The organism is Streptomyces sp. NPDC006208, assembly GCF_040613775.1.
Taxonomy (GTDB): Bacteria; Actinomycetota; Actinomycetes; order Streptomycetales; family Streptomycetaceae; genus Streptomyces.
The window spans coordinates 1-23,062 of sequence record NZ_JBEXSW010000028.1; the positions used below are offsets into that span (position 1 = coordinate 1).

The 23,062-nt window shown below is 70.8% G+C and carries 16 protein-coding genes and 3 pseudogenes; 5 read left to right on the top strand and 14 right to left on the bottom strand.

Annotation, left to right across the window (positions count from 1 at the left end; translation table 11 throughout):
* Together ABZ208_RS22840 and ABZ208_RS22845 are read right to left on the bottom strand one after the other, a co-directional pair.
* Nucleotides 1-681 (bottom strand): annotated as a pseudogene (locus ABZ208_RS22840) (glucose-6-phosphate dehydrogenase); the annotation flags it as partial.
* A 205-nt stretch (nt 682-886) separates the two neighbouring features.
* Nucleotides 887-1,243, bottom strand: a pseudogene (locus tag ABZ208_RS22845) (S8 family serine peptidase); the annotation flags it as partial.
* A gap of 87 nt (nt 1,244-1,330) precedes the next feature.
* Between ABZ208_RS22845 and ABZ208_RS22850 the strand changes: the two are divergent.
* Both ABZ208_RS22850 and ABZ208_RS22855 read left to right on the top strand, forming a co-directional pair.
* Nucleotides 1,331-2,660: pseudogene (locus tag ABZ208_RS22850) on the top strand (Tm-1-like ATP-binding domain-containing protein).
* A gap of 16 nt (nt 2,661-2,676) precedes the next feature.
* On the top strand, nt 2,677-2,814 hold the full coding sequence (locus tag ABZ208_RS22855; RefSeq protein ID WP_356911299.1) for a hypothetical protein: 138 nt from the start codon (nt 2,677-2,679) through the stop codon (nt 2,812-2,814).
* 53 nt (nt 2,815-2,867) lie between these two features.
* On the opposite strand, the gene ABZ208_RS22860 is transcribed toward ABZ208_RS22855, so the two are convergent.
* The 4 genes from ABZ208_RS22860 to ABZ208_RS22875 form a co-directional block, all read right to left on the bottom strand.
* On the bottom strand, nt 2,868-4,235 hold the full coding sequence (locus ABZ208_RS22860) for a cytochrome P450 (RefSeq protein ID WP_356911300.1): 1,368 nt from the start codon (nt 4,233-4,235) through the stop codon (nt 2,868-2,870).
* Between the two features lie 171 nt (nt 4,236-4,406).
* Nucleotides 4,407-5,444: an ABC transporter ATP-binding protein gene (locus ABZ208_RS22865; protein ID WP_356911301.1), complete on the bottom strand. Its 1,038-nt coding sequence runs from the start codon at nt 5,442-5,444 to the stop codon at nt 4,407-4,409.
* Between the two features lie 40 nt (nt 5,445-5,484).
* The gene (locus ABZ208_RS22870; protein WP_356911302.1) at nt 5,485-7,161 is read right to left on the bottom strand and encodes an iron ABC transporter permease; all 1,677 of its coding nucleotides are present in this window, start codon (nt 7,159-7,161) and stop codon (nt 5,485-5,487) included.
* A 1-nt stretch (nt 7,162) separates the two neighbouring features.
* Nucleotides 7,163-8,179 (bottom strand): iron ABC transporter substrate-binding protein, encoded by a 1,017-nt coding sequence (locus ABZ208_RS22875; RefSeq protein WP_356911303.1) that lies wholly within the window; start codon nt 8,177-8,179, stop codon nt 7,163-7,165.
* A 252-nt stretch (nt 8,180-8,431) separates the two neighbouring features.
* On the opposite strand from ABZ208_RS22875, the gene ABZ208_RS22880 reads away from it, so the two are divergent.
* Entirely contained in the window at nt 8,432-11,056 is a 2,625-nt protein-coding gene (locus tag ABZ208_RS22880) for an AMP-binding protein (RefSeq protein ID WP_356911304.1), read from the top strand.
* A 101-nt stretch (nt 11,057-11,157) separates the two neighbouring features.
* Here the strand turns inward: ABZ208_RS22880 and ABZ208_RS22885 are convergent, their stop codons facing one another.
* Nucleotides 11,158-12,477: an aldehyde dehydrogenase family protein gene (locus ABZ208_RS22885; RefSeq protein ID WP_356911305.1), complete on the bottom strand. Its 1,320-nt coding sequence runs from the start codon at nt 12,475-12,477 to the stop codon at nt 11,158-11,160.
* Nucleotides 12,478-12,707: 230 nt separating this feature from the next.
* On the opposite strand from ABZ208_RS22885, the gene ABZ208_RS22890 reads away from it, so the two are divergent.
* Both ABZ208_RS22890 and ABZ208_RS22895 read left to right on the top strand, forming a co-directional pair.
* Nucleotides 12,708-13,505, top strand: coding sequence for a VOC family protein (locus ABZ208_RS22890; protein ID WP_356911306.1), 798 nt, complete (start codon nt 12,708-12,710; stop codon nt 13,503-13,505).
* A 96-nt stretch (nt 13,506-13,601) separates the two neighbouring features.
* Nucleotides 13,602-14,396: a metalloregulator ArsR/SmtB family transcription factor gene (locus ABZ208_RS22895; protein WP_356911307.1), complete on the top strand. Its 795-nt coding sequence runs from the start codon at nt 13,602-13,604 to the stop codon at nt 14,394-14,396.
* Between the two features lie 12 nt (nt 14,397-14,408).
* Here ABZ208_RS22895 and ABZ208_RS22900 read toward each other — a convergent pair whose 3' ends face one another.
* From ABZ208_RS22900 to ABZ208_RS22930, 7 genes are all read right to left on the bottom strand, one after another.
* The gene (locus tag ABZ208_RS22900) at nt 14,409-16,487 is read right to left on the bottom strand and encodes a SpoIIE family protein phosphatase (protein WP_356911386.1); all 2,079 of its coding nucleotides are present in this window, start codon (nt 16,485-16,487) and stop codon (nt 14,409-14,411) included.
* Nucleotides 16,488-16,649: 162 nt separating this feature from the next.
* On the bottom strand, nt 16,650-17,582 hold the full coding sequence (locus ABZ208_RS22905) for an amino acid ABC transporter permease (RefSeq protein ID WP_356911308.1): 933 nt from the start codon (nt 17,580-17,582) through the stop codon (nt 16,650-16,652).
* Nucleotides 17,579-18,244, bottom strand: a complete 666-nt coding sequence (locus tag ABZ208_RS22910) for an amino acid ABC transporter permease (RefSeq protein ID WP_356911309.1) — start codon at nt 18,242-18,244, stop codon at nt 17,579-17,581. The genes ABZ208_RS22905 and ABZ208_RS22910 overlap by 4 nt, the downstream gene beginning before the upstream one ends.
* Before the next feature lie 79 nt (nt 18,245-18,323).
* Entirely contained in the window at nt 18,324-19,160 is an 837-nt protein-coding gene (locus ABZ208_RS22915) for a glutamate ABC transporter substrate-binding protein (protein WP_356911310.1), read from the bottom strand.
* A gap of 74 nt (nt 19,161-19,234) precedes the next feature.
* Complete coding sequence (locus tag ABZ208_RS22920) at nt 19,235-20,017, bottom strand: amino acid ABC transporter ATP-binding protein (RefSeq protein WP_356911311.1); 783 nt, start codon at nt 20,015-20,017, stop codon at nt 19,235-19,237.
* Nucleotides 20,018-20,077: 60 nt separating this feature from the next.
* Entirely contained in the window at nt 20,078-21,316 is a 1,239-nt protein-coding gene (locus ABZ208_RS22925) for a type III PLP-dependent enzyme (RefSeq protein WP_356911312.1), read from the bottom strand.
* Nucleotides 21,313-23,061, bottom strand: a complete 1,749-nt coding sequence (locus tag ABZ208_RS22930; protein WP_356911313.1) for an IucA/IucC family protein — start codon at nt 23,059-23,061, stop codon at nt 21,313-21,315. The genes ABZ208_RS22925 and ABZ208_RS22930 overlap by 4 nt, the downstream gene beginning before the upstream one ends.
* Nucleotide 23,062: the final 1 nt, after the last annotated feature.

Here is a 23,062-nt window from a genome sequence, read left to right on the forward strand (position 1 = left end):
CCAGATCGGCTCGAACAGGGTGTTCGCGAACCGCAGCGCCAGGATGTTCTGGACGGTCTCCTTGCCGAGGTAGTGGTCGATACGGAAGACCTCGTCGGGCGCGAAGACCTCGTGCACCACCTGGTTGAGCTCCACGGCGGATGCCAGGTCGTGCCCGAACGGCTTCTCGATGACCGCCCGGCGCCAGGAGCCCTCCGGCGCCCGTGACAGTCCGTGTTTCTTGAGCTGCTGGACAACCGTGGGGAAGAACTTCGGCGGCACCGAAAGATAGAACGCGAAGTTCCCGCCGGTGCCCTGTGCCTTGTCGAGGTCCTCGACGGTGGACTTGAGCCTGTCGAAGGCCACGTCGTCCGCGAAGTCGCCGGGGATGAAGCGCATCCCCTTCGCCAGCTGCTGCCAGACCTCCTCGCGGAACGGCGTACGCGCGTGCTCCCGGACGGCGTCGTGGACCACTTGGGCGAAGTCCTCGTCCGCCCAGTCGCGGCGCGCGAACCCTACGAGGGAGAAGCCCGGGGGCAGCAGCCCCCGGCCGGCCAGGTCGTAGACGGCCGGCATCAGCTTCTTGCGCGACAGATCCCCGGTGACACCGAAGATCACCAGCCCCGAGGGGCCTGCGATCCGGGGCAGCCGTCGGTCCTGCGGGTCCCGCAGCGGATTCACCCAGCCGCTGATCTCTGACATGGGGTCGGACCTCCTTGAGCGAAGGCGCTCGAGTACGTGCTGACGAGCATCGCATCTCTCGCGGATCTTGTACGGGTTCCTCAGCGCGCCGCCGGGTCGATCCATTCCCCCGCGGTGCGCCGCAACACCCCGCGGCCGGTGGCAGGCCCTGCCTGTGTGTCCCTCGTGTACGCCGTCGAGGTCACGCCCACCCTCGGCGGGCGCCCATTCCGGCAATGACCCAGGAGTCCTCCCCGTGGCCCTGGTCGGAGAGGACCTTGCCCGCCAGCAGTTCGGCGCCGGGCGCGACGCCCTTCTCCGCCCCGTCCGAGGCGCCGCTGCCGCCCACTGTGGAGGCGGTGTGGGTGCCGTGGCCATGAGCGTCGGCGACGGTTTCGCCGGGCACGAAGCTGACCGTCTCCGCGACCCGGTCGTCCATGTCCGGGTGGTTCAGATCGACGCCGGTGTCGAGCACCGCGACCTTGACGTCCTTGCCGTCGAGCCCGGCTGCCCACGCGGTCGGCGCGCCGATCTGCGCGGTGCTCTGCGCCAGGACATGTGACGCCTCGACTTCACCGTCCACGCGGCGGCAGCACCCATCGCCCGCTCCGGGCCGCGGGCCCGACCGGCGCTCTTGTGCGCCGCACGAATTCCCCGGACATTACGGGGCATGGCGATCGTTGTGCTGGTGGGGACCTTGGACACCAAGGGCGCGGAGTACGGGTGGCTGAAGGAGCGGCTGCTGGACAACGGTGTGGACGTGGTGGTCGTCGACGCCGGAGTGATCGGTGAGCCACGTGTGCGCGCCGACATCCCGCGGGCCGAGGTGGCCCGGTCGGCCGGGCTCGAGCTGGAGCGGCTGAGAGCCGAAGGGGACCGCGGGGCAGCGGTGACGGCGATGGCGGGCGCCGCCGCCGAGACGGTACGGCGCCTGCATGCCGAGGACCGGCTGCACGCCGTGCTGGCCATAGGGGGCAGCGGAGGTACGTCCATCGCTACCCGGGCGATGCGCTCACTGCCGCTCGGGGTGCCGAAGGTGATGGTGTCCTCGATGGCTGCGGGCGATGTGTCGCCGTACGTCGGGTCGTCGGACATCACCATGATGTACAGCGTCGTCGACATCGCCGGCATCAACAGCGTCCTGGCCGCGGTCCTTGCGAACGCCGCCGATGCAGCCGCGGGCATGGCGAAGGGATTCGCCGCCGCCCGTCGCGGGCTGCGGCCGGCGGAACTGGGCGCGGGCGCGCGGCCGCTGGTGGCGGCGAGCATGGCCGGAGTGACCACGCCCGGCGTCGACGCGGCACGCGAGCGGTTGACCGGCCTCGGCTACGAGGTACTGGTGTTCCACGCCAGCGGTGCGGGCGGACGCACGCTGGAGACCCTGGCCGGGCAGGGACTGTTCGCCGGAGTCCTGGACCTGACCCTGAGCGAGCTCGCGGACGACCTGGGCGGGCGGGATCCTGACCGCGGGGCCCGGCCGGCTGACCGCGGCGGGGCGGCGGGGTGTGCCGCAAGTGGTGAGTCTGGGAGCGCTGGACATGGTGAAGTTCGGCCCGCCCGACACGCTCCCGGCAAGCCTGCGCAACCGGCGGGTGCAGGTGCACAACCCGTCCATCACCGTTGTCCGTACAACAGTCGAGGAGTGTGCCGAACTCGGCCGGCGGATCGCCGCGAAACTGCGGGCGGCGGCGGGACCGGTGGAGGTGTGCGTGCCGTTGCGGGGGCTGTCGACACTGGGCGCGCCGGACGGGCCGTTTCACGACCGGCAGGCCGACGAGGCGCTGGTCGCCTCGGTGCGGGCCGGGCTACGGAGCAGCGCCGTGGAGGTGGTGGAGCTGGACACGCACATCAACGACCCGGCGTTCGGACGCGCCGCGGCTGACCGCCTGCACGGGCTGATAACGGCTTCAGGGGCACCGCGCGGAAGCGGTCCGATCGTCGACACGGCGGTGCGCCGCGCAGTCGGCCTGTCGTCCACCGCGCCTTCGGGAGACGGATGACTCACCATCTGTTGCGGTGGTCCGCCACGACCGTAGCGACCGGATCGTCGTCCTCGACCGGGGCCGGATCCGTGAACAGGGCACGTACGACGAACTGGTGGGCAGCGAGGGCAGTTTGCTCGGCGAGCTGTACGCGCTGTCGCAGGACCGCTGACCGGACGCTGAACCGGTGCTGCGCCCGCCGGCGCGGCACCGGTCATCGGTCGCCTACCGGTCCAGGGGGCGGACCGTGCACCGGGCGGGGCCCTCCGCGCGCAGCGTGATGCCCGCGCCGACCGGCACCTCGACGTCGACGGCGCTCAGTTCGTACTCCTGGAGAATCATCGCGAGGGCGAGAACGGACTCCAGCATCGAGAAGTGCTGGCCGATGCAGGCCCGCGGTCCTCCGCCGAACGGGAACCAGGCGTAGCGGGGCCGGGCCTTCTCCCTGTCGGGCGTGAAGCGCTCGGGGTCGAAGCGCTCCGGGTCGTCCCAGTACCGCGGATGACGGTGGGTCACCCAGGGCGCCACGACCACGTCCGCGCCGGCCGGGATGGTGTACTCCCCGATGTCGGTGGCGGCGACGGCGCGGCGGCCGATGACCGGCCCGGCCGGATAGAGCCGCATGGCCTCCTTGAGGACCTTGGTCAGATACGGCAGTGCGTCGAGGTCGGCGGCTTCGGGCGTGCGTCCGGCAAGCACGCGTACGGCCTCGGCCCTGGCCTGCTGCTGGTGCTCGGGATGGCGGGCGAGCAGATGCAGGGCGAAGGCGAGCGAGGTGGCGGTGGTCTCATGGCCGGCAAGGAGGAAGATCAAGACCTGCTCGCGGATCTCGGACGCGTCGAAGCTTCCGTCCTGTTCACTCCCGGCCTGGGCGAGAAGCGTCAGCAGGTCGTCGCCGGTGGCGGAGTCCCCGGCGGCCCGCCGTTTCGCAACGATGTCGTCGCACACCGCATACAGCTCCTCGGTCGCGGCAGCCGCCTTGCGGTTGGCGGGAGTCGGCCAGCTGCGAGGAAGGTTTGCGGGCGAGTAGCCGCGCTGCAGAGCGTATTCGCCGATGACGGGGAAGCAGCGTTCCACCACGTCGACGGCCGAGTCGACATCCGTACCGAACAGGATGCGGGCCACCGCCCGCAGAGTGAGCCCGGTCATCTCGGAGACGACGTCCACGGTGGAGTCCGGCGCCGCGCGCCATGCTGCGGTCGTCGTCGCGGTCTCGGAGGTGATCGCCTCCGCGTAGCCGTCGACCCGGCGACGGGTGAACAGCGGCTGCACCAGACGCCGTTGCCGCAGGTAGTCCTCGTCCTGGCTGGTGAGCAGACCGTTCCCGAACGACTCGCGTACCTCCTCGTAGAAGGCGTTGTCCTTACGGAAGTTGGCGGCCTCGGTGGCGAGGATCTGCTGCGCGCCCTCGGCGGAGAAGACCGCGTAGAGCTCGGCCCGCAGCCCGGGCGGTCCGGCCGTGATGCGTACGACATCGCCGTGCTCGCGCTGCGCGTTCAGGAACGTACCGAGCGAGTCGCGCTTGAGGTCGAACATCGAACCGAGCAGCGGCAGTCCTGCCGGGCCCGGAATCGGTGTGCGGGTGGTGGTCATGGCTCTCCCCGTTGTCGTCGGCGGTTGCGTCGCCCGCTGCGCGCCCACCGGCCCTCGCTGCGATCGCTGTACCCGCCCGCGATTCTGCCCGATGCAACTCGCTTTGGGGACAGGGCCTTTGGCGTCCTCGGCCGCAGAGCGTGCATGAGGCACTGCCACGCCCGCCCGGGATCAGGGATGCAGCGTCGCCTCGCCGGTGACACGGATGCCGGTCCGCTCTCCCGCACGCACCGCAACAGGCCCGGCGACGCGGATGTCCACGGGGCTGTCCAGCCCGTCGACGTCCACGGTGACCATGGCGTCGTGCCCGTAGAAGGACACGTTGACCACGGTGCCCTGCGCTGCTGGGGCGTCCGTCGTCGTGAGCTCCAACTGCTCCGGACGCAGCAGCACGGTGCCTTCACGCGTCGACCCCGGGGCGGCCGCCAGCGGTACGGGCCCCAGGGCGGTGGCCGCCGTGCCGTTGTCGCCCGTGCCGGGCAGCAGCACCGCGTCGCCCACGAAGCCCGCCACCCAGGGGTCGGCGGGGCGCTGGTAGACCTCCTCGGGGCTGCCGACCTGGGCGATCGCACCGCCGCGTACGACGGCGACGAGGTCCGCCGTGGACAGTGCCTCCTGCTGGTCGTGGGTGACCAGCAGCGCCGTTGCGCCGGTGGCGCGCAGCGCTGCCCGTACATCGGCCCGCACCCCCGAACGCAGCGCGCTGTCCAGGGCGTTGAAGGGCTCGTCGAGCAGCACGAGCCCGGGCCGGGGCGCCAGCGCCCGGGCGAGCGCGATGCGCTGCTGCTGCCCGCCGGACAGCTCGTGCGGCATACGGTCCCCGTACCCGGCGAGTCCGACCAGTTCCAGCATCTCCTCGGTCCGGCCCTGCCGTTCACCGCGTTCGACACCGCTCAGGCCGAACGCCACGTTGCGCGCCACCGACAGATGGGGGAACAGAGCACCTTCCTGGGGAACGATGCCGACCTTGCGGCGCTCGGGCGGCAGATCCACGCCCGGGCCGGAGAGGGTGCGTCCGCCGAGCGTGACGGTGCCCGAGTCGGCGCGCAGGAATCCGGCGATGATCCGCAGCAGAGTGGTCTTGCCGCAGCCGGAGGGTCCGAGGACGGCGGCCAGCGCACCGCCGGGCACGGTGAGGTCGAGACCGTCGAGGACTCGCGCACCGGGGCCGTACGCCTTGGACACTGACTCGATCCGCAGGTCGGTCATGAGCGGTGCCTCTCGTGTCGGATCAGGTGCTGCGGTCGGCTCATTTGGTGCGTCCGAGCAGGTAGGAGGGGATGGCTGCGAGCAGGATGAGCAGTGCCGCGTAGGGCGCCGCGGCGGCGTACGAGGCGGTGCCGGTCTCCGTCCACAGCCGGGTGGCGAGCGTGTCCAGGCCGGTGGGCCGCAGCAGGAGCGTGGCGGGTAGCTCCTTCATGCAGACCACGAACGTCAGCGCCGCGCCCGCAGCGACGCCGGGCGCGGCCAGTGGCACGGTGACCTCGCGCAGGACACGCAGCGGTGAGCGTCCGAGCGAACGGGCGACGTCCTCGAGCACGGGGGGCGCCTGGAGAACGGCCGCCCGGGTCGCGGCCACCGCGACCGGCAGGAACAGGACCGCGTACGCGCAGATCAGCAGCGGGGTTTCCTGGTAGATCGGGTTGACGTAGCGCACGGCCAGGAAGACCAGCGCGAGCGCCACCGTGATACCGGGCAGGGCGTGGCCCGCGTATGCGGCCTGTTCCAGCAGTTGGGCGCCACGCCCCCGGTGCCGTGCCGCGATGACGCCGACGGGCAGGGCGAGCAGGCTGGTGAGCGCGGCACCGGCCGCGGCCACACCGAGGGTGGTGAGGGCGGTGTCGGTGAGTCCGGCGGCGTCCCAGGTGCCTGAGTTGCCCACGGCGAGCCAGTAGCCGAGTGTGGCGAGCGGGCAGAGGACCGCGGCCGCGGTGACCGCCCCGCACCACGCGAGTGCGGGCAGGCGGAGCCTGCCCAGAGGGGCGGGGGGTGCGGGCCGTGCCGTGCCGGATCCGGTCCTCGCGTGTCCGGCCCGGCCACGGGTGCGGGTCTCGGCGGCGACGAGCGCGATCGTCATCAGCACCAGGACCGCGCTGAGCGCGGCCGCCGGGGTGCGGTCGAAGCTGGCGCGGTACGAGGTGTAGATGCCGCGGGTGAAGGTGTCGTACCGCATCAGCGAGACGGCACCGAAGTCGGACAGGACGTACAGCGCGACGAGCAGTCCCCCGCCCGCCGCGGCGGGGCGCAGCTGCGGGAGTGTGACGCGTACGAAGGTGCGCACGGGGCCGAGCCCGAGCGCCCGTGACACCTCCTCCTGTGCCGGGTCGGTGCCGCGCAGCGCGGCGGCCACGGGCAGCAGGACGTACGGGAAGCTGACCAGGGTCAGCGCCAGGGCGGAGCCGGTGAAGCCGGCGAGCCGGGGATCGACGGACAGCCAGGTGAACGCGGCGACATAACTGGGCACCGCCAGCGGCAGGGTGACGAGCACGGACCACATGCGGGCGGCGGGCAGCGCGGTGCGGACGGTGAGCCAGGCGAGGGACACGCCGAGGACGAGACAGGCGGTCACCACCGTCGCGGTGAGGGCGAGGCTGCGGCCGAGCAGCAGTGCGGTGCGGTCGTCCGCGACGGCGCTCCAGGCGTACCCGGGGCCTCGCTCCAGTGCGCGTACGCACAGGTAGACGAGCGGCAGCACGGCGAGGCAGGCCGCGATGCAGGCCGGGACGAGCAGGACCCATGAGGGCCGGGCACGCCGGGCAGGGCGCGAAGCTCCCGTACCCGGGCCGGAGTCGGTGCGAGGGCCGTCGGTGGTTCCCGGGCCGGTGCCGCGTCCCCCCAGGACACCGCGCCGGCGCCCGGCGGGCGCAGAGGCGCCTGCCGGGCGTGCGGCGGGATGTTTCCGGACGCCGGGTTCCGGTGAGGTCACGTCAGACCATTCCGACGTCCTGGAGCATGGCCAGGGTCTGCTTCAGGGAGTCCAGCTTGCCGAGGTCGATCTTGGGTGCCTGGAGGGACTCCAGCGGCGGCAGGCCTTCGACCGTGGACTTCACCCCGGCGGCCAGCGGGTACTCCTTGGTCTCGTCGTTGAAGTACTTCTGCGCCTCGGCGGACAGCAGGAAGTCGACCGCCTTCTGGGCGTAGGCGCTCTCGCTCTTGCTGCTGCCCTTGAGCTTGCCCACCCCGGCCACGTTGACGAGGGCGCCCGGGTCGCCGCCCGGCAGGAAGTGGATCTTCGCCTTGACCTTGTCCTCGCCCTCCTCGGCGACCTTCTCGAACCAGTAGTAGTGGTTGAGCAGACCGACCGAGGTCTCGCCCTCGTCGACGGACTTCAGGACGTCGAGGTTGCTCTCGTACGCCTTGGCGTTGGCCTTGAGGCCCTTGAGCCAGGTGCGGGTGGCGTCGTCACCCTCGAGGACGCGCATACCGGTGACGAACGCCTGGAAAGAGGCGTTGGTGGGGGCGTATGCGATTTTGCCCTTCCACTCCGGCTTGACCAGGTCGTGCACGGTGTCGGGAGCCTTGGCGACCTTGTCGGGGTTGTAGGCGAGCACGCGGACGCGGCCGCTGACGCCGACCCAGTCCCCGCCGCTGCCGCGGTGGGCCGGGGCGACCTTGTCGAGCACCGCCTGGGGCAGCGCGACGAGACGGCTCTCCTTCGACAGCGCGCCGAGGGCGCCGGCGTCCTGGGACAGGAACAGTCCGGCCTCGGTCTTGTCGCCCTCTTCGAGGATCTGCGCGGCGAGTTCGGCGCTGTCGCCGTAGCGCACGTCGACGTTGGTCCCGAGCTTGTCCTCGAGCTTTTCGATGAGCGGTCCGACGAGTCCCTCGTTGCGGCCCGAGTAGATGACGAGTCCGGCCGGCTCGGTGTCGCAGGCCGCGACGGCGGGGAGGAGCAGGGCGGCCGCGACGAGCGCGGTGAGACTGCGGGCCAGGGGCCGTCGCATGGTGAAGCCTTCCTTACCGTGCGCCCACCGTCGTCGCATCGCACGTCGCGTCGTCGTCGGCGAGCGGCGAAATCGATGCCGCGTAGAACCTGTGAACAAGGTATGAATAAGGTAAAGCTTACCTAAGCGTCAAGAGGGTCAGGTATAACGGCTCGGCCACGGCGCCCGGTTGCCCCATGAGGGCGAAGGTCGGGATTTCCGAACCCAAACCGTGACTTTCCAATAAGGTGAGGCTTACCTACGATGCGGGTCGTGATTCGCCTTTCCGACCCGCACCCGGGCATCCGCACCGTCCCGTTCGCCGCCGACCTGGCGGCCTTCGGCGACCGCACCGCCGTCGTCACCGCCGACACGCGCATCACATACGCCGAACTGGCCGCCCGGGTCGAGACCACCGCCGAGGCACTCGGGTCCGAGCGCCGGCTGGTACTCGTGGTCGGTGGCAACGACATCGGCGCGCTCGTCGTCTACCTCGCCGCACTGTCCGCAGGCCACCCCGTACTGCTCGTCCCGGGCGGCAGCCCGGCTTCTGTGCTGTCCCTCGTCGACGCCTACGACCCCGATGTCGTGGCCGGTCCGGCCGAGGGCGGGGCCTGGGAACTGGACGAGCGCCGCGCGATCAGCGCGCACACGCTCCACCCCGATCTGGCCCTGCTGCTCAGCACGTCCGGGTCCACCGGCTCACCCAAACTGGTCCGGCTCTCGCACGACAACCTCCAGTCCAACGCCGAGTCCATCGCCCGCTACCTGGACATCCGGGAGGACGACCGCGCCGCGACCACCCTGCCGCTGCACTACTGCTACGGGCTGTCCGTCGTCAACAGCCATCTGCTGCGCGGTGCGGCGCTGATCCTCACGGGCCTCTCGGTCGCCGACAGCTGCTTCTGGGACCTCTTCCGGCGTAGCCGGGGTACGACGTTCGCCGGTGTCCCGTACACCTTCGATCTGCTCGACCGGGTCGGGTTCGCCACCATGCGACTGCCGGATCTGCGGTACATCACGCAGGCAGGCGGCCGCCTTGCCCCGGAGCGGGTCACCCGCTTCGCCGAACTCGGCCGCCGTGACGGCTGGGATCTGTTCGTCATGTACGGCCAGACCGAGGCGACCGCCCGGATGGCGTATCTGCCGCCCGCGCTGGCCGAGTCCCGCCCGCAGGCAATCGGCCTCCCGGTGCCCGGCGGTTCCTTCCGGCTGGAGCCGCACCCCGGCTGGCCGGACCCCGGCACCGGTGAACTCGTCTATTCGGGGCCGAATGTGATGCTCGGGTACGCGGACGGCCCCGAGGACCTGGCCCTCGGGCGTACGGTCGAGGAACTGCACACCGGGGACATCGCCCGCCGCGGTGCCGACGGTCTGTACGAAGTCATCGGCCGGCACAGCCGGTTCGCGAAGATCCTGGGCCTGCGGATAGACCCGCAGCAGGTGGAGCTGATGCTCGAGCGGCACGGCGTCATCGCATGCTGCCTGGGCCACGACGACGAGCTGGTCGTCGCCGCCGTGGGCGAGGAGGCCGACGCCCCGCGCATCCGGCGGCTGGTCGCCGCCTCCTGCCGTCTGCCCCCACGAGCCGTGCGGGTCTGCGAACTCGCCGAAATGCCCCGCCTCGCCAGCGGCAAGCCGGACCACCGCGCGGTACGCGAGCTCACCCGCGCCGCCGCGGGCGACGAGGCCCCGGCCGCATCCGGGCGGCCCGCGGGGGCGCGCGCCGCGGACACGGGCCGCACCGATCTGTGCGCGCTCTACGCGGAGATACTCGACCGCAGCGATGTCACCGAGGACAGCACCTTCGTGGGCCTCGGCGGTGACTCGCTCAGCTATGTCGAGATGTCGGTACGCCTCGAGCAGGCCCTCGGCCACTTGCCCGCCGACTGGCACGTCCGCCCCGTCCGCGACCTCGAAGCGGCCGGGCGGCCCGCCGGATCGCGGCGGCGCCGGCGCACGCTGGAGACCGGAGTCGCTCTGCGGGCCGCGGCGATCGTGATGATCGTGGGGTCGCACATCCACCTCTTCACCGTGAAGGGGGGAGCTCATCTGCTGCTGGCCGTGGCCGGGTTCAACTTCGCCCGCTTCCATCTCACGGCGGCACCGCTGCGGGAGCGGGCCCGCAATCTTGTGCGCAGCGTCGGCAATGTGGCCGTACCGAGCGTGATCTGGATCGCACTGACCATGCTGCTCTTCGGCGCCTACACCGTTCCCGAGCTGTTCCTGCTGGAGAGTTACCTCGGCGCGGACGACGGTGAGACACCCCATTTCTGGTTCATCGAGGCACTGGTCCACATCCTCGCGGTGGTGACCGTCGTGCTGTCCGTGCCCGCGGTCGACCGACTCCAGCGGCGCTTCCCGTTCGGCCTTCCCATGGCCCTGGTCGCGCTCGGACTGATCACCCGGTACGACCTGCTCGGTGTCGACGCACGCGAGCAGCTGCCGACGGCGTTGGTCGTCTTCTGGCTGTTCGCCCTCGGCTGGGCCGCGGCGAAGTCGGCCACGGCGTCCCGGCGCGTGCTGGTGACCGTGGCGGCGGTGGCCACGGTGCCGGGCTTCTTCCCCGGTGAGCCGTGGCGGGAGCTCGTGATCGCGGCCGGGTTCGCGCTCCTGGTCTGGGTTCCGGCCCTGCCGAGTACGGGGTGGCTCAACAAACTCGCGGGAGGCCTGGCCGCGGCGTCGCTCTACATCTATCTGACGCACTGGCAGCTGATCCGGCTGCTGGAGGACCAGTTCGCCGTGGTCTCCCTGCTCGGAGCGCTTCTCTTCGGTGTCGCCTACGCCTCCGTCGCGACGCGCGTGCTGCGCAGCATGCCGGTCCGGCAGCGACGTGCGCGGCTCAAGGTCGCACCGGTGGCCCGGCAGGCCGCGGCCCCGGCTCGCCCGGCAGGCTGACCGCAGCGGCAGGCCCCGTCCGAGGCCTGCCCGTCGCCCGTGCGCAGATGGCCGCTCGGCCAGGTCGTCCCGGTCCGGTCGTCGCGGTCAGATCGTCGCGGTCAGCTGAGCGGCTTGTCGAACACGGCCTTGCGGTGGCTGAACGTCTCGATGGACCAGCGGCCGTGGTAGTTGCCCATTCCGCTCCCGCCGACACCGCCGAAGGGCAGGTCGGGGACGGTGATATGGACGAGCGGCAGCCCGAAGCCGAGGCCGCCCGACGACGTCTCGGACGCCAGGCGCCGACGTGTGGTGTCGGACTCTGTGAAGGCGTACAGGGCAAGGGGCTTGGCGCGGTCGTTGATGAAGCCGATGGCCTCGTCCAGACCGGAGACGGTCACGAGGGGGAGCACCGGACCGAAGATCTCCTCCTGCATGACCGGGTCCTCGGGGCGCACGTCCGCGAGGACGGTGGGCGCGATGTACTTCGCCGCGCGGTCCCGGTCGCCGCCCGTGACCAGACGGCCCGAGTCGAGGAGCACGCTCAACCGGTCGAAGTGGCGTTCGTTGATGATCCGTCCGTACTCGGGCGAGGTCGCCGGGCGGGTTCCGTACAGCTCTTCGATGGCCTTGACGAGGGCGGGTTCCAGGGCGCGGGCGGTCTCGGCGTCGGTGAGGACGTAGTCGGGGGCGACGCAGGTCTGGCCGGCGTTGAGGAACTTGCCGCGCACGAGCCGTGCGGCGACCGTCATCGGATCGGTGTCACGGTCGATGAACACCGGGGACTTGCCGCCCAGTTCGAGAGTGACCGGGGTCAGATGCCGGACGGCGGCGCTCATGACGATGCGGCCGACGGTGCCGTTGCCGGTGTAGAAGATGTGGTCGAACCGCTCGGCCAGCAGTGCCGTGGTCTCGGGGACCCCGCCTTCGACGACGGCCACGGCGTCGGTGTCGAGGTACGCGGGCAGCAGGCGCGCGAGCACGGCGGAGGTGGCCGGAGCCAGTTCGCTGGGCTTGGCGACCACCGCATTGCCGGCGGCCAGCGCACCGATCATGGGCGTGAGCAGCAGCAGGGCGGGATAGTTCCAGGGCGCGATGACGAGGACGACGCCCAGGGGGTCGTACTGCGTCCAGGCCTTCGCGTCGCCGAGGTGCGGGGGGACGGGAACCGGCTCGTGGCTCAGCCACTGGTCGAGGTGGCCGAGGACGTGGTCGATCTCGCGGGTCGTGGCGTCGATCTCGGTGCGGAACGCTTCGGTGGAGCTCTTGGCCAGGTCCGCACGCAGGGCGTCGGCAAGTTCCGTTCCGTTGTCGGTGAGCATCTCGCGCAGTCGGCGCAGCTGCGTCGTACGCCAGTCGACCGGCCTGGTGCGGCCGGAGCGGAAGGTGGCGCGCAGCCGGGCCACGATGTCGGCGGGCTGCTCGAGGTGGGGGTTGTTCACGGTGCCTCGATGGTGCGGGCGCGTGCCTTGCGGCCGCGCGGGGTGTCCTCGAGCGGACCAGCTCGATGTATCGGCCAACATTTCATGCGCCAGGAGCGGATCCCCGTCGGCTCGCCGCAACGACACGACCAAGGACACTGTCGCGTTCGGCGCGCGAGCGGAGGGACGACTGACTAGCGTGGCGAACCGGACCATTCGGACCAGTCATCGAGCAGGAGAGGGGCGGAGTCATGGCCGCAGAACCGGAGGGCACGCCGTGCTGGGCCGATGCGATGTTCAGCGACACCGAGGGGGCCAAGACCTTCTACGGCGCCGTCCTGGGCTGGACGTTCGGTGAGCAGTCGTCGGAGTACGGCAATTACACCCAGGCGTATGTGGACGGCAAGGCGGTGGCCGCGGTCGTCCCGCCGATGCCCGGCCAGGAGGGGCAGTCGGCCTGGTGCCTGTATCTGGCGTCACCGAACGCCGTCGCCACCGCCCAGAAGATCCGTGAGAACGGTGGCGAGCTGCTGATGGAGCCGATGGAGGTCGGCGAGTTCGGCTCGATGACCCTCGCGCGCGACCCGAGCGGGGTGGTCTTCGGTGTATGGCAGGCCGGCACCCATGAAGGCTTCGAGAAGAAGGGCGAGCCCGGCGCGTACGCCTGGGCCGAGGCCTTCACCCGGGAGCCGGAGAAGTCGGACGCCTTCTTCCCGGCCGTCTTCCCCTACACCGTGCAGCGGCTGGAGGACGACGACGTCGACTTCAACATCTACAACCTCGGCGACCAGGCGGCTCTCGGCCGGATGCGCATGACCGAGGAGTTCCCGCCCGACGTGCCCCCGTACATGAACGTGTACTTCGCGGTCGAGGACTGCGACGCGGCCGTGGCGAGGGCGGCCGAGCTCGGCGGGGTCCTGCGGTTCGGTCCGATGGACAGCCCCTTCGGCCGGTTCGCGGCGCTGAGTGACCCGCAGGGCGCGTCGTTCTCGGTGATCGACCTGGGGAAGACCGAGGGCGAGATGCCAGGCATGACCGACGTGCCCTGAGCGGTCGCCGGCGGTGCGCACCCCGGCGTTGACATGCAGCCGCATGGCTGCCTAACCTGAATGCAACCAAACAGCTGCATGTCGCGGGTGGGAGCGATGGACGAGGTGTTCAAGGCGCTGGCCGACGCCAGCCGCCGCCGGCTGCTCGACAGCCTGAACGCCCGCAACGGGCAGAGTCTGCGCGAGCTGTGCTCCGGACTCGACATGACCCGCCAGTCGGTCAGCAAGCATCTGGCACTGCTGGAGGCGGCCGGCCTGGTGACCACGGCCTGGCGCGGCCGGGAGAAGCTGCACCATCTCAACGCCGCGCCGATCAACGCCATCGCGGACCGATGGATCAGCCGGTACGACCGCGAGCGCGTGCGCGCCCTCGCGGACCTGAAGTCAGCATTGGAGCGGTCCCCCATGGACAGCAACGCCTTCGTCTACACGACGTACATCCGCACCACACCCGAGCAGCTCTGGCAGGCGTTGACCGACCCTGCGTTCACCACCCGCTACTGGGGCGTGGCTTTCGAGTCGGACTGGAAAGAGGGCTCGGCCATGGTCTGGGAGGAGGGCGGCAACAAGGTCGCCGACCCCGATCAGGTCGTGCTGGTGTCCGAACCGGGCCGCCGGCTCTCGTACACCTGGCACACCTTCACCTCGGAGTGGGCCGCGGCCGCCGGTGTGGGCAGCGACGTCTTCGCCAAGGTGGCCGTCGAGCGCCGTTCGAAGGTGACCTTCGATCTCGAACAGGTCGGCGAGATGGTCAAACTGACCGTGGTGCACGACGACCTCGATCCGGGGAGCACCGTGCGCGAGATGGTCGGCGAAGGCTGGCCCGCGCTGCTCTCCAGCCTCAAGACGCTGCTGGAGACGGGCGCGCCCCTGCCCCAGCCCACGCCCTGATCCCTGTCGCGGTCAGCCGGTCACGCGGGCGATGAGCAGGGCGACGTCGTCGGGTGTGTCCGGCTGGCGCAGGGCTCGCAGCAGCCGGTCACAGGTGTCCTCCAGCGACGCGTCGGGGACCTGGAGGAGGCCGAGCAGCGTGTCGAGGCGGACGTCGATGTCCTGATCGCGGGTCTCGACCAAACCGTCGGTGTAGAGCACGAGCAGGTCACCCGGGTCGAGGCCGACGGTGACGCTGCGCAGCACGCCGCCGCCGACGCCGAGAGGGGTGCCCGTGGGCAGGTCGAGCAGCCGCGGCGCCGAGCCGGCGCGGACCAGCACCGGCGGCAGATGGCCGGCGTTGGCGATGTTGCACTGGGCGCGGTGCGGGTCGTACGCGACGTACATGCAGGTGGCGAAGTACGGGTCGAGACCGGCGGTGATCTCGTCGAGATGCCGCAGGACCACCGCGGGGTCCAGGGCGAGCTTGGTCAGGGTCTGCGTCGCGGTGCGCAGCCGGCCCATGACAGTGGCCGCATTGATCCCGCTGCCCATCACATCGCCCACCACCAGCGCCGTGCGCTCCCGGTTCATGGGAATGATGTCGAACCAGTCGCCGCCGACCTCGCTGCCCGCTCTGGCCGGCTGGTAGCGGGAGGCGACCTCGAGGCCGACAAGGTGCTGGGGCATCTCGGGAAGCATGCTGCGCTGCAGTTTGAGGGCCGTCTCCCGCTGCTGGCGGTACCAGCGGGCGTTGTCGATGCACACGGCGGCGCGGGAGGCGAACTCGGTGGCGAGCAGGACGTCGTCCTCGGTGAAGGGCTCGGGATTGCGGGCGCGCTTGAGGTCGAGCGCTCCCAGCACCTCACCGCGCGCGATCAGCGGCACGGCCAGATAGGAGTGCACCCCCGCCTCCCGCAGCAGCCCGGCGGCCTCCACATTGCGGGCGATCTTCGTCAGATCCTGCGCCCCGAGCTCGGACACCATGACCGGCCGCCCGGTGTTGACGCACTGTGTGACCAGCCGGTCGGCGTCGTACCGGGCCAGTTCGCTGGGCCGGTCGGCGGCCTCGACGGCGACCGTGGGATAGGCGGAGGCGACAGCGAGGGCGCGGATGAGCACGGGTCCGTCGTCGCCGGACGCCCGGCCCGGACCGCCGTCCGGGCCGACCAGCACCCGGTCGAGCACATCGACGGCGGCGATGTCGGCCAGCTCCGGCACGGCCACATCGGCCAGTTCCCGTGCGGTCTGCTCCAGATCGAGGGTCGTACCGATGCGTACGGACGCGTCCGCCACCAGCGCGAGCCGGCGCCTCGCCCGCTCCGCCTCGATGGCGGCCCGGTGCCGGTCGGTGACATCCACCACCGAGACGGCCAGGCCCAGCACCCGGCCTCCGGGGTCCTCCAGCCGGTACAGGGACACCGACCACGCCTGTTCGGTGTCCGGATCCGCTGCGGTACGGCCCAGTACATAGCGGTCCAGCAGCGGCTTGCCGGTCCTGAGCACCTGGCGCATCGCGGCCTCGAGGGCGTCCGCGTCCCCGAACGGCAGCGATTCGCGCATACTGCGGGCCAGAATCTCCTCGGCGGACAGGCCGCCGAGCCGCTCAAGAGCGGGGTTCACCGAGACGTAGCGCAGATCCGTGTCCAGCACGGCCAGCCCGATCGGGGACTGGTCGACCAGGCGCAGGGACAAGGCGAGATCCTGCTCCACCTGGCGCAGGGTCGCCTGGTCGGTGGCGAGGCCGAGGGCGTAGAAGGCGCCGAGATCGTCCTGGAGCCGCATGTTGCGCCATTCGAGCATCCGCTGTGTGCCGTCCCGGTGCCGTACCCGGAAGACGCCCTCCCAGCTCTCCCCGCTCTCCATGACCTGGGCGAACAGCTGCAGCACCAGATCGAGATGCTCGTCGGCCACCAGCAGCTGGGCGGCGTACTGCCCCAGAGCCTCCTGCGCGGTGTAGCCGAGCAGTTCCTCGGCCTGTGGGCTCCACAGCACGATCCGCCCCTGCGCATCGAGCACCACGGCTGCGACCCCGAGCACGTCCAGCAAGCCGCCCGGCGGCGACAGGGGCACATCCGCACGGCCGTTCACGCTGAGCCGCGCACGGAACACGTCGGCGCTGCCCACGGTCGCTCCTTCCGCGTCACGATGCACAGGCACGCTGTCTCGATCACGTCCTCACATCAGGATGACGAGGGTAGGTCCATACTCTCTCGGTCGCGGCGGGCGCCGCAGCTCAACCGTGCGATTCGCACGGACACGTGCACGCCTTCGTCACTTCTCACGGCCCCCCGGGCCGAAGCCGGTCCCGTCGGCACCCGGCTCGATGTGTTCGCCGGGCGTGGCGAGCTCCTCCACCACGCCGGCGCCCACCACCGCGCCGGTGGACTTCTTGCCGCGCCGCAGCCTGCCCTCCAGTCGGCCGGCGAAGGTGGTGAGGCCGAAGTTCAGCACCACGAAGATCACGGCGACGACGGTGAAGCTGGCGATGGTGTTGGCCCCGTAGTTCGCGCTCATCGGGCGGACCGATGCGAGCAGCTCGGAGAACCCGAGCAATGCGCCGCCGAGCGCCGTGTCCTTCACGATGACGACGAGCTGGCTGACGATGGCCGGCAGCATCGCGGTGACCGACTGGGGCAGCAGCACGAACCGCATGGTCTGGCCCTTGCGCATGCCGATCGCCTTGGCGGCGTCCGTCTGGCCGCGAGGCAGCGAGAGGATTCCGGCGCGTACGATCTCGGCGAGCACCGAGGAGTTGTAGAGGACGAGGCCGGTCACCACGGCGTACAGCGGCCGGTTGTCGGGACTGACGTCGGTGAACTCTGAGTACGCCGCATTCGCGAACAGCATCAGGATGAGCACCGGGATCGCGCGGAAGAACTCCACCACGGTCCCGGCCGCGCCCCGGACCCACCCGTGGTCGGAGAGCCGGGCGATACCGAACAGCGCCCCGAGGGGCAGCGCGATGATCATCGCCAGGAAGGCGGCGATGAGCGTGTTCTTCAGCCCGGGCAGCAGATACGTCGACCAGGCACCGGATTCGGTGAAGAACGGGTCCCACTTGACCCATTCGAGCTGTCCCTTGGCGGCGAGGGCCGCGATCACCCACCAGGCCACCGCGGCGAGTGCGATCAGGAAGAGGACCGTGAAGAGCACATTGCGCCGCCTGGCCCGCGGCCCCGGAGTGTCGTACAGGACCGAGCTCATCGCTTCACCGCCACCTTCTTGGCGACCCAGCCGAGGAACAGCCCGGTGGGGAGAGTCAGACAGATGAAGCCGAAGGCGAAGATGGCGGAGATCAGGATCAGCTGAGCCTCGTTCTCGATCATCTCCCGCATCAGCGTCGCGGCTTCGGCGACGCCGATCGCGGAGGCCACGGTGGTGTTCTTGGTGAGGGCGATCAGTACGTTCGCGAGCGGGCCCACCACCGAGCGGAACGCCTGCGGCAGGATGATGAGCCGGAGCACCTGGGTGAAGTTCAGCCCGATCGCACGCGCCGCCTCCGTCTGGCCGATGGGCACCGTGTTGATGCCGGACCGCAGGGCCTCGCAGACGAAGGCGGCCGTGTAGGCGATGAGGCCGAGGACGGCGAGGCGGAAGTTGATGGTCTCGAAATCGTCCGCCCCCATGCTGACGCCGAGGGTCTGGAACAGGCCGAGAGAGGTGAAGACGATGATCACCGTGAGCGGGATGTTCCGCACGATGTTGATGTAGCCGGTGCCGAAGCCACGCATCAGTGGGACGGGACTGACCCGCATCGCGGCCAGGAGAGTGCCCCAGATCAGGGAGCCGATGGCGGAGTAGATGGTGAGCTGGACCGTGACCCAGAAAGCCCCCAGCACGTTGTAGCCCTGAAGAAAATCGAACACGTCTCTCCCGCACCTTCGCATGTGTGGCAGGCGAGGCGCGCCGCGCTGGTCGGCGGCGCGCCCGTGGGTGTCGTGTGCGTCAGTTGACGACGACGCCGATCTTCGGCGGGGCTTCGTTCTGGTACTCGGCCGGGCCGAAGTTCTTCGTCACGGCCTTGTCCCAGGAGCCGTCCGCGACCATCTTCTCCAGGGCCGTGTTGATCTTCGCCTTGAGTTCGCTGCCCTTCTGGACGCCGATCCCGTAGTTCTCGTTGCTGAGCTTGAAGCCTCCGAGCTTGAACTTGCCCTGGTGCTCCGGCTGCGCCGCGTATCCCGCGAGGATCACGTCATCGGTGGTCAGGGCGTCGATCACCTTGTTCTCCAGGCCGGTCAGGCACTCCGAGTAGCCGCCGTACTCCTGCAGCTGAGCTTTGGGGGCCAGCTTGTCCTTGACGTTCTGCGCGGAGGTGGAGCCGGTGACCGAGCAGAGCTTCTTGTTGTTCAGGTCGGCCGGCTTGGTGATGGAGTTGTCGTCCGCGCGGACCAGCACGTCCTGGTGTGCCAGGAAGTAGGGGCCGGCGAAGTCGACCTTCTTCGCCCGCTCGGGGTTGATCGAGTAGGTGGCGGCGATGAAGTCGACATCGCCGCGCTGGAGCAGGGTCTCGCGGTCGGCGCTCTTGGCTTCCTTGAACTGGATGTCACCGGGCTTGTAGCCGAGCTGCTTGGCCACATAGTTGGCCACGTCGACGTCGAAGCCGGTGTACTTGCCGTCCGGGGTCTTCAGACCGAGGCCGGGCTGATCGAACTTGATACCGACGGTGATCTTCTTGTCGTCGGATCCGCTGTCGCCCCCGCCGCCGTCCGATCCGCAGGCCGAGGCAGTCAGGGACAGCGCCAGCACGGCAGCGGCCGCGGCGGTGACCTTACGAAGCTTCATGGTGATCATCCCTAGGGATCGAGATGTGGTGCGGGGTGGTCCGCCGAGCAGGGACCGGTCGGCCGGGGGCCGGCTCAGTGGTGCAGGATCTTCGACAGGAAGTCCTTGGCACGTTCGCTGCGCGGGTTGGTGAAGAATTCGTCGGGTGTCGTCTCCTCCACGATCCGGCCGTCCGCCATGAACACCACGCGGTTGGCGGCCGAACGGGCGAATCCCATCTCGTGGGTGACGACGACCATCGTCATTCCGTCCCGGGCGAGCTGTTGCATCACCTCCAGCACCTCGTTGATCATCTCGGGGTCGAGTGCCGAGGTCGGCTCGTCGAAGAGCATCACCTTCGGGTCCATGGCCAGCGCCCGCGCGATGGCCACACGCTGCTGCTGGCCACCCGAGAGCTGCGCGGGATACTTGTCCGCCTGCGAGGCGACCCCCACCCGCTCGAGCAGTGCGCGGGCCCGCTCCTCGGCTTCCTTCTTGTCCTTCTTGCGTACCTTGACCTGTCCGAGCATCACGTTCTGCAGCACGGTCTTGTGCGCGAACAGGTTGAAGGACTGGAAGACCATGCCGACATCGGCGCGCAGCGCGGCCAGCTCACGGCCCTCCGCGGGCAGCGGCTTGCCGTCGACGGCGATCACGCCCGAGTCGATGGTCTCCAGCCGGTTGATGGCACGGCACAAGGTGGACTTCCCGGACCCGGACGGTCCGATCACCACGATGACCTCGCCCCGGACGATGGTCAGGTCGATGTCCTGCAGCACATGCAGCGCGCCGAAGTGCTTGTTGACCTTCTCCAGCACGACCAGACCCCGGTCCAGGCCGAGGCCGGCATTGTCCTTGGTCACTGCTGCTCCGCTCATCGCGTTCATCGTCCGTCCTCCCCGTGGAGGCCGCACGCCGAGCGCGACGGGCGGGGCACGTCATGGCCGGAGCGGCGGCGTGGGCTCCGAGAACGCGGGCGGAAGGAAGTGGAATCCGGGTCGTGGGTGCATGAGGAAGTCGTGGTGCGAAATGTTCCATGCGTACGCCCCGGCCAGCGCGAACACCACGCGGTCCCCCGCGCGCAGCCCCGCGGCCGGCACCCGGCGGGCAAGGACGTCCTTCGGGGTGCACAGCTGTCCGGTCAGGGTGATCACGTCCTGCGAGGCGGCCGCGCGGGGCCAGGGGTGCGGCCAGGTGTCCACGGGCAGCACGGCGGCCGGCTGGTCGTGGCCCTTGGTCGCCGGGGTGCGCAGATGGTGGGTGCCGCCGCGGACGACGGCGAAGTCCTCACCATGGCTGTGCTTCACGTCCAGCACCTCGGTGGCGTACCAGCCGCAGTAGGCACTCAGGGCGCGGCCCGGCTCGATGCGCAGCAGCGGGCCGGGGTGGGCTGCGGCGATACGGGCGAGGCCGGTGCCGAAGGCGGCCCAGTCGAAGCGGGCTTCGGGTCGGGCGTAGTCGACGGTCATGCCGCCGCCGACGTTCACCTCGTGGAGCGGTATGCGGTGGCGGGCCGCGAGGCCGGCCGCCCAGGTGACCACGGCTTCGGCCACGGCGAGCTGCTCCGCAGCCGCGAGACCGCTGGCCAGGTGGGCGTGGATGCCGCGCAGCTCCAGCTGCGGACGGCTGCCGTCGGTGAGTGCACGCACCGCCTCGTCCGCCTCGGCCGGGTCCATGCCGAACGGCGTGGGGCGGCCGCCCATGGTCAGTGCGCTGCCTTCGAGCGAGCCGGCGGCGAGGGGCAGATTGAAGCGGAGCAGCACCGCGATCCGGCGGCCGGGTGCCGTGCGGGAGGCGAGCTCGGCCAGCATGCGCAGTTCGTACGCGCTCTCCACATGGAAACGCGCCACGCCGAGTTCCAGGGCGGCGGCGATCTCGTCGGGCGTCTTGCCCGGGCCGCCGAAGGCGAGCGGGCGGTCCGGGACGGACGCGGCGACATGGGCCAGCTCGCCGCCGGAGGAGACCTCGTAGCCGTGCACGTAGGGGGCGAGTGCGGTGAGGATCTCCGGTTCGGGGTTGGCCTTGGCCGCGTAGTACAGCTCCACCCGCTCCGGCAGTGCCGACCGGACGGCGGCGGCGTGCTCGCGCAGTGCCCCGAGGTCGTAGATGTAGGCGGGCAACTCGTGCCCCGCGAGGGACAGGGCCCGGTCACGGACGGGGGCGGTGGGGGCGGTCATCGGGTGCTTCCGTCCGGATCCGTGCGGGGGACGCGGGACTGTGCGTCCGGCGCGAGGGGGGAGGGCAGGCGGACATAGCCGGCGCTGCGGTCGGCGGTGCGCTGCCAGCGGGTGAGCAGATTGGCCTTGGCGGGCAGGGGCGCGCCGGCCAACAGCGCCCGCAGCCTTGGCGGGCAGCCGTGCGTGTCGCCGTACTCCTGGAGCGTGCGGCCCAGTTGTGCCCACAGCTCGGTCTCGGTGTGCGGATACAGGTCGGCGATGGCGGCGAGCATCTCGGCCGCGTGGTTCACCAGGAGGCAGTAGACGACCCGGTCCCAGCCGCGTCCGGCGTCGTACGTCATGGGGGCGGCGACGTCAGGGGGCAGCGCGGCGAGGGTGTCGGCGTGGTGTTCGGGGACGAGCTTGGTGCCCTCCAGATCGCGGAAGAGGACCTGGGCCGGCCTGCCGTCGGCGTCGACGCAGACGAGGACGTTCTGCAGGTGGGGTTCGAGGACGAGCCCGTGGTCGAAGTACGCGGCGAGTACGGGAGGGACCAGCAGCCGCAGGTACTCCCTCCACCACGACAGGGCCGCCTCGGGGTCCGCGGCGGGCAGCAGCCTCGAGATGTGGCCGGGGCCGGTGGGGTACTCGTCGGCGACGGCCGCCGCGAGCAGGGCGGTGGTGCCGGGCCGCAGGTGGCGGTCGAGTCCTTCGCGGACGATCACGCCGAGGCCTTCCAGCAGCGTGCGGTCGGGGCGCCCGCCGGGGCCGGGGAGCGTGAGGGTGCGATAGGCCGGCTCACGCAGCAGGCCGGTGCCGGGAAAGCGGTCGGCCAGATCGGAGAGCGCCGGGCCGAGCAGCCGGGTGAGGGCGACGGCACCCGCGAGTTCGTAATGGGCGTTCTTGCGTACGCAGTTGGTGATGCGGATGTCGAGGCTGAACTTGAGGAAGGTGGTGCCGTCGTAGACGGTCCGCACGGAGGCGGTGGGGGTGAACCGCTTCGGGCCGTGGCCGAGGTCGAGGACGTCGCCGCGCTCGAGTGCCTGCCGCAGGGCGGGCCGCGTGCGCAGCAACTCGTACTGCCACGGGTGCGCGGGCAGCAGCCGGTGGCCGGCGGGCGCGGTCCCCAGTCGGTCGAGCGGGTCGGCGGCGCCGGGCTCGGCGCGCTCCTCGGCGATCAGGTCGTCGCGCACGGCGAGCAGCCGCAGCGGGAAGCCTGCTCCGGTCTCCGGGGCATAGGCGGCCCAGGAGGCGGGGTCGCCGCCGTGGGCCTTGGGGGTGGGGTGGAAGCGGTGCCCGAACAGCAGGGACTGCTCGGAGGCGAGGTAGGTCGCGAGGCGGTCCCCGGCCGGCGTCTCGGGGCGCGCCTGCGCGAGGGCGGCGCGGACCGCGCGGTGGCTTGCCGCGACCTGCCCGAGGAACTCGTCGTTGGCGGCCCCGGAACGCAACGACAGTTCGCCGTGGATGTGTTCGGCGAGCCGTCTCCAGTCGGTCTCGGCCCAGCCGCGTGCCGTCTGCTCGATGACCGGTCCGGTGAAGCGGTGGGCACCGAGCAGGGAGGTACGGCGCAGGGCCACACGCAGGGTGTCGCCGCGGCGCGGCAGACGCACCAGCAGATGGCCGCCGATGACGGCGGTCTGTCGCTCGGGTCCCGACACCTCGCGCAGCAGACAGTTCAGGAGGGTGTGGGACACGGCCCGGTCGGCGGTGGGCAGTGCCGTGAGCCGCGCCGGCGCGGCCGGCGGGCGGGGGATCGTGGTGGCCATC

What these genes read in the sequence shown, in the direction of transcription:
- ABZ208_RS22860 (WP_356911300.1), bottom strand. Translation starts at nt 4,235, where the DNA reads ATGACCACCACCCGCACACCGATTCCGGGCCCGGCAGGACTGCCGCTG.
- ABZ208_RS22865 (WP_356911301.1), bottom strand. Translation starts at nt 5,444, where the DNA reads ATGACCGACCTGCGGATCGAGTCAGTGTCCAAGGCGTACGGCCCCGGT.
- ABZ208_RS22875 (WP_356911303.1), bottom strand. Translation starts at nt 8,179, where the DNA reads ATGCGACGGCCCCTGGCCCGCAGTCTCACCGCGCTCGTCGCGGCCGCC.
- ABZ208_RS22890 (WP_356911306.1), top strand. Translation starts at nt 12,708, where the DNA reads ATGGCCGCAGAACCGGAGGGCACGCCGTGCTGGGCCGATGCGATGTTC.
- ABZ208_RS22895 (WP_356911307.1), top strand. Translation starts at nt 13,602, where the DNA reads ATGGACGAGGTGTTCAAGGCGCTGGCCGACGCCAGCCGCCGCCGGCTG.
- ABZ208_RS22905 (WP_356911308.1), bottom strand. Translation starts at nt 17,582, where the DNA reads ATGAGCTCGGTCCTGTACGACACTCCGGGGCCGCGGGCCAGGCGGCGC.
- ABZ208_RS22915 (WP_356911310.1), bottom strand. Translation starts at nt 19,160, where the DNA reads ATGAAGCTTCGTAAGGTCACCGCCGCGGCCGCTGCCGTGCTGGCGCTG.
- ABZ208_RS22920 (WP_356911311.1), bottom strand. Translation starts at nt 20,017, where the DNA reads ATGAGCGGAGCAGCAGTGACCAAGGACAATGCCGGCCTCGGCCTGGAC.
- ABZ208_RS22925 (WP_356911312.1), bottom strand. Translation starts at nt 21,316, where the DNA reads ATGACCGCCCCCACCGCCCCCGTCCGTGACCGGGCCCTGTCCCTCGCG.
- ABZ208_RS22930 (WP_356911313.1), bottom strand. Translation starts at nt 23,061, where the DNA reads ATGGCCACCACGATCCCCCGCCCGCCGGCCGCGCCGGCGCGGCTCACG.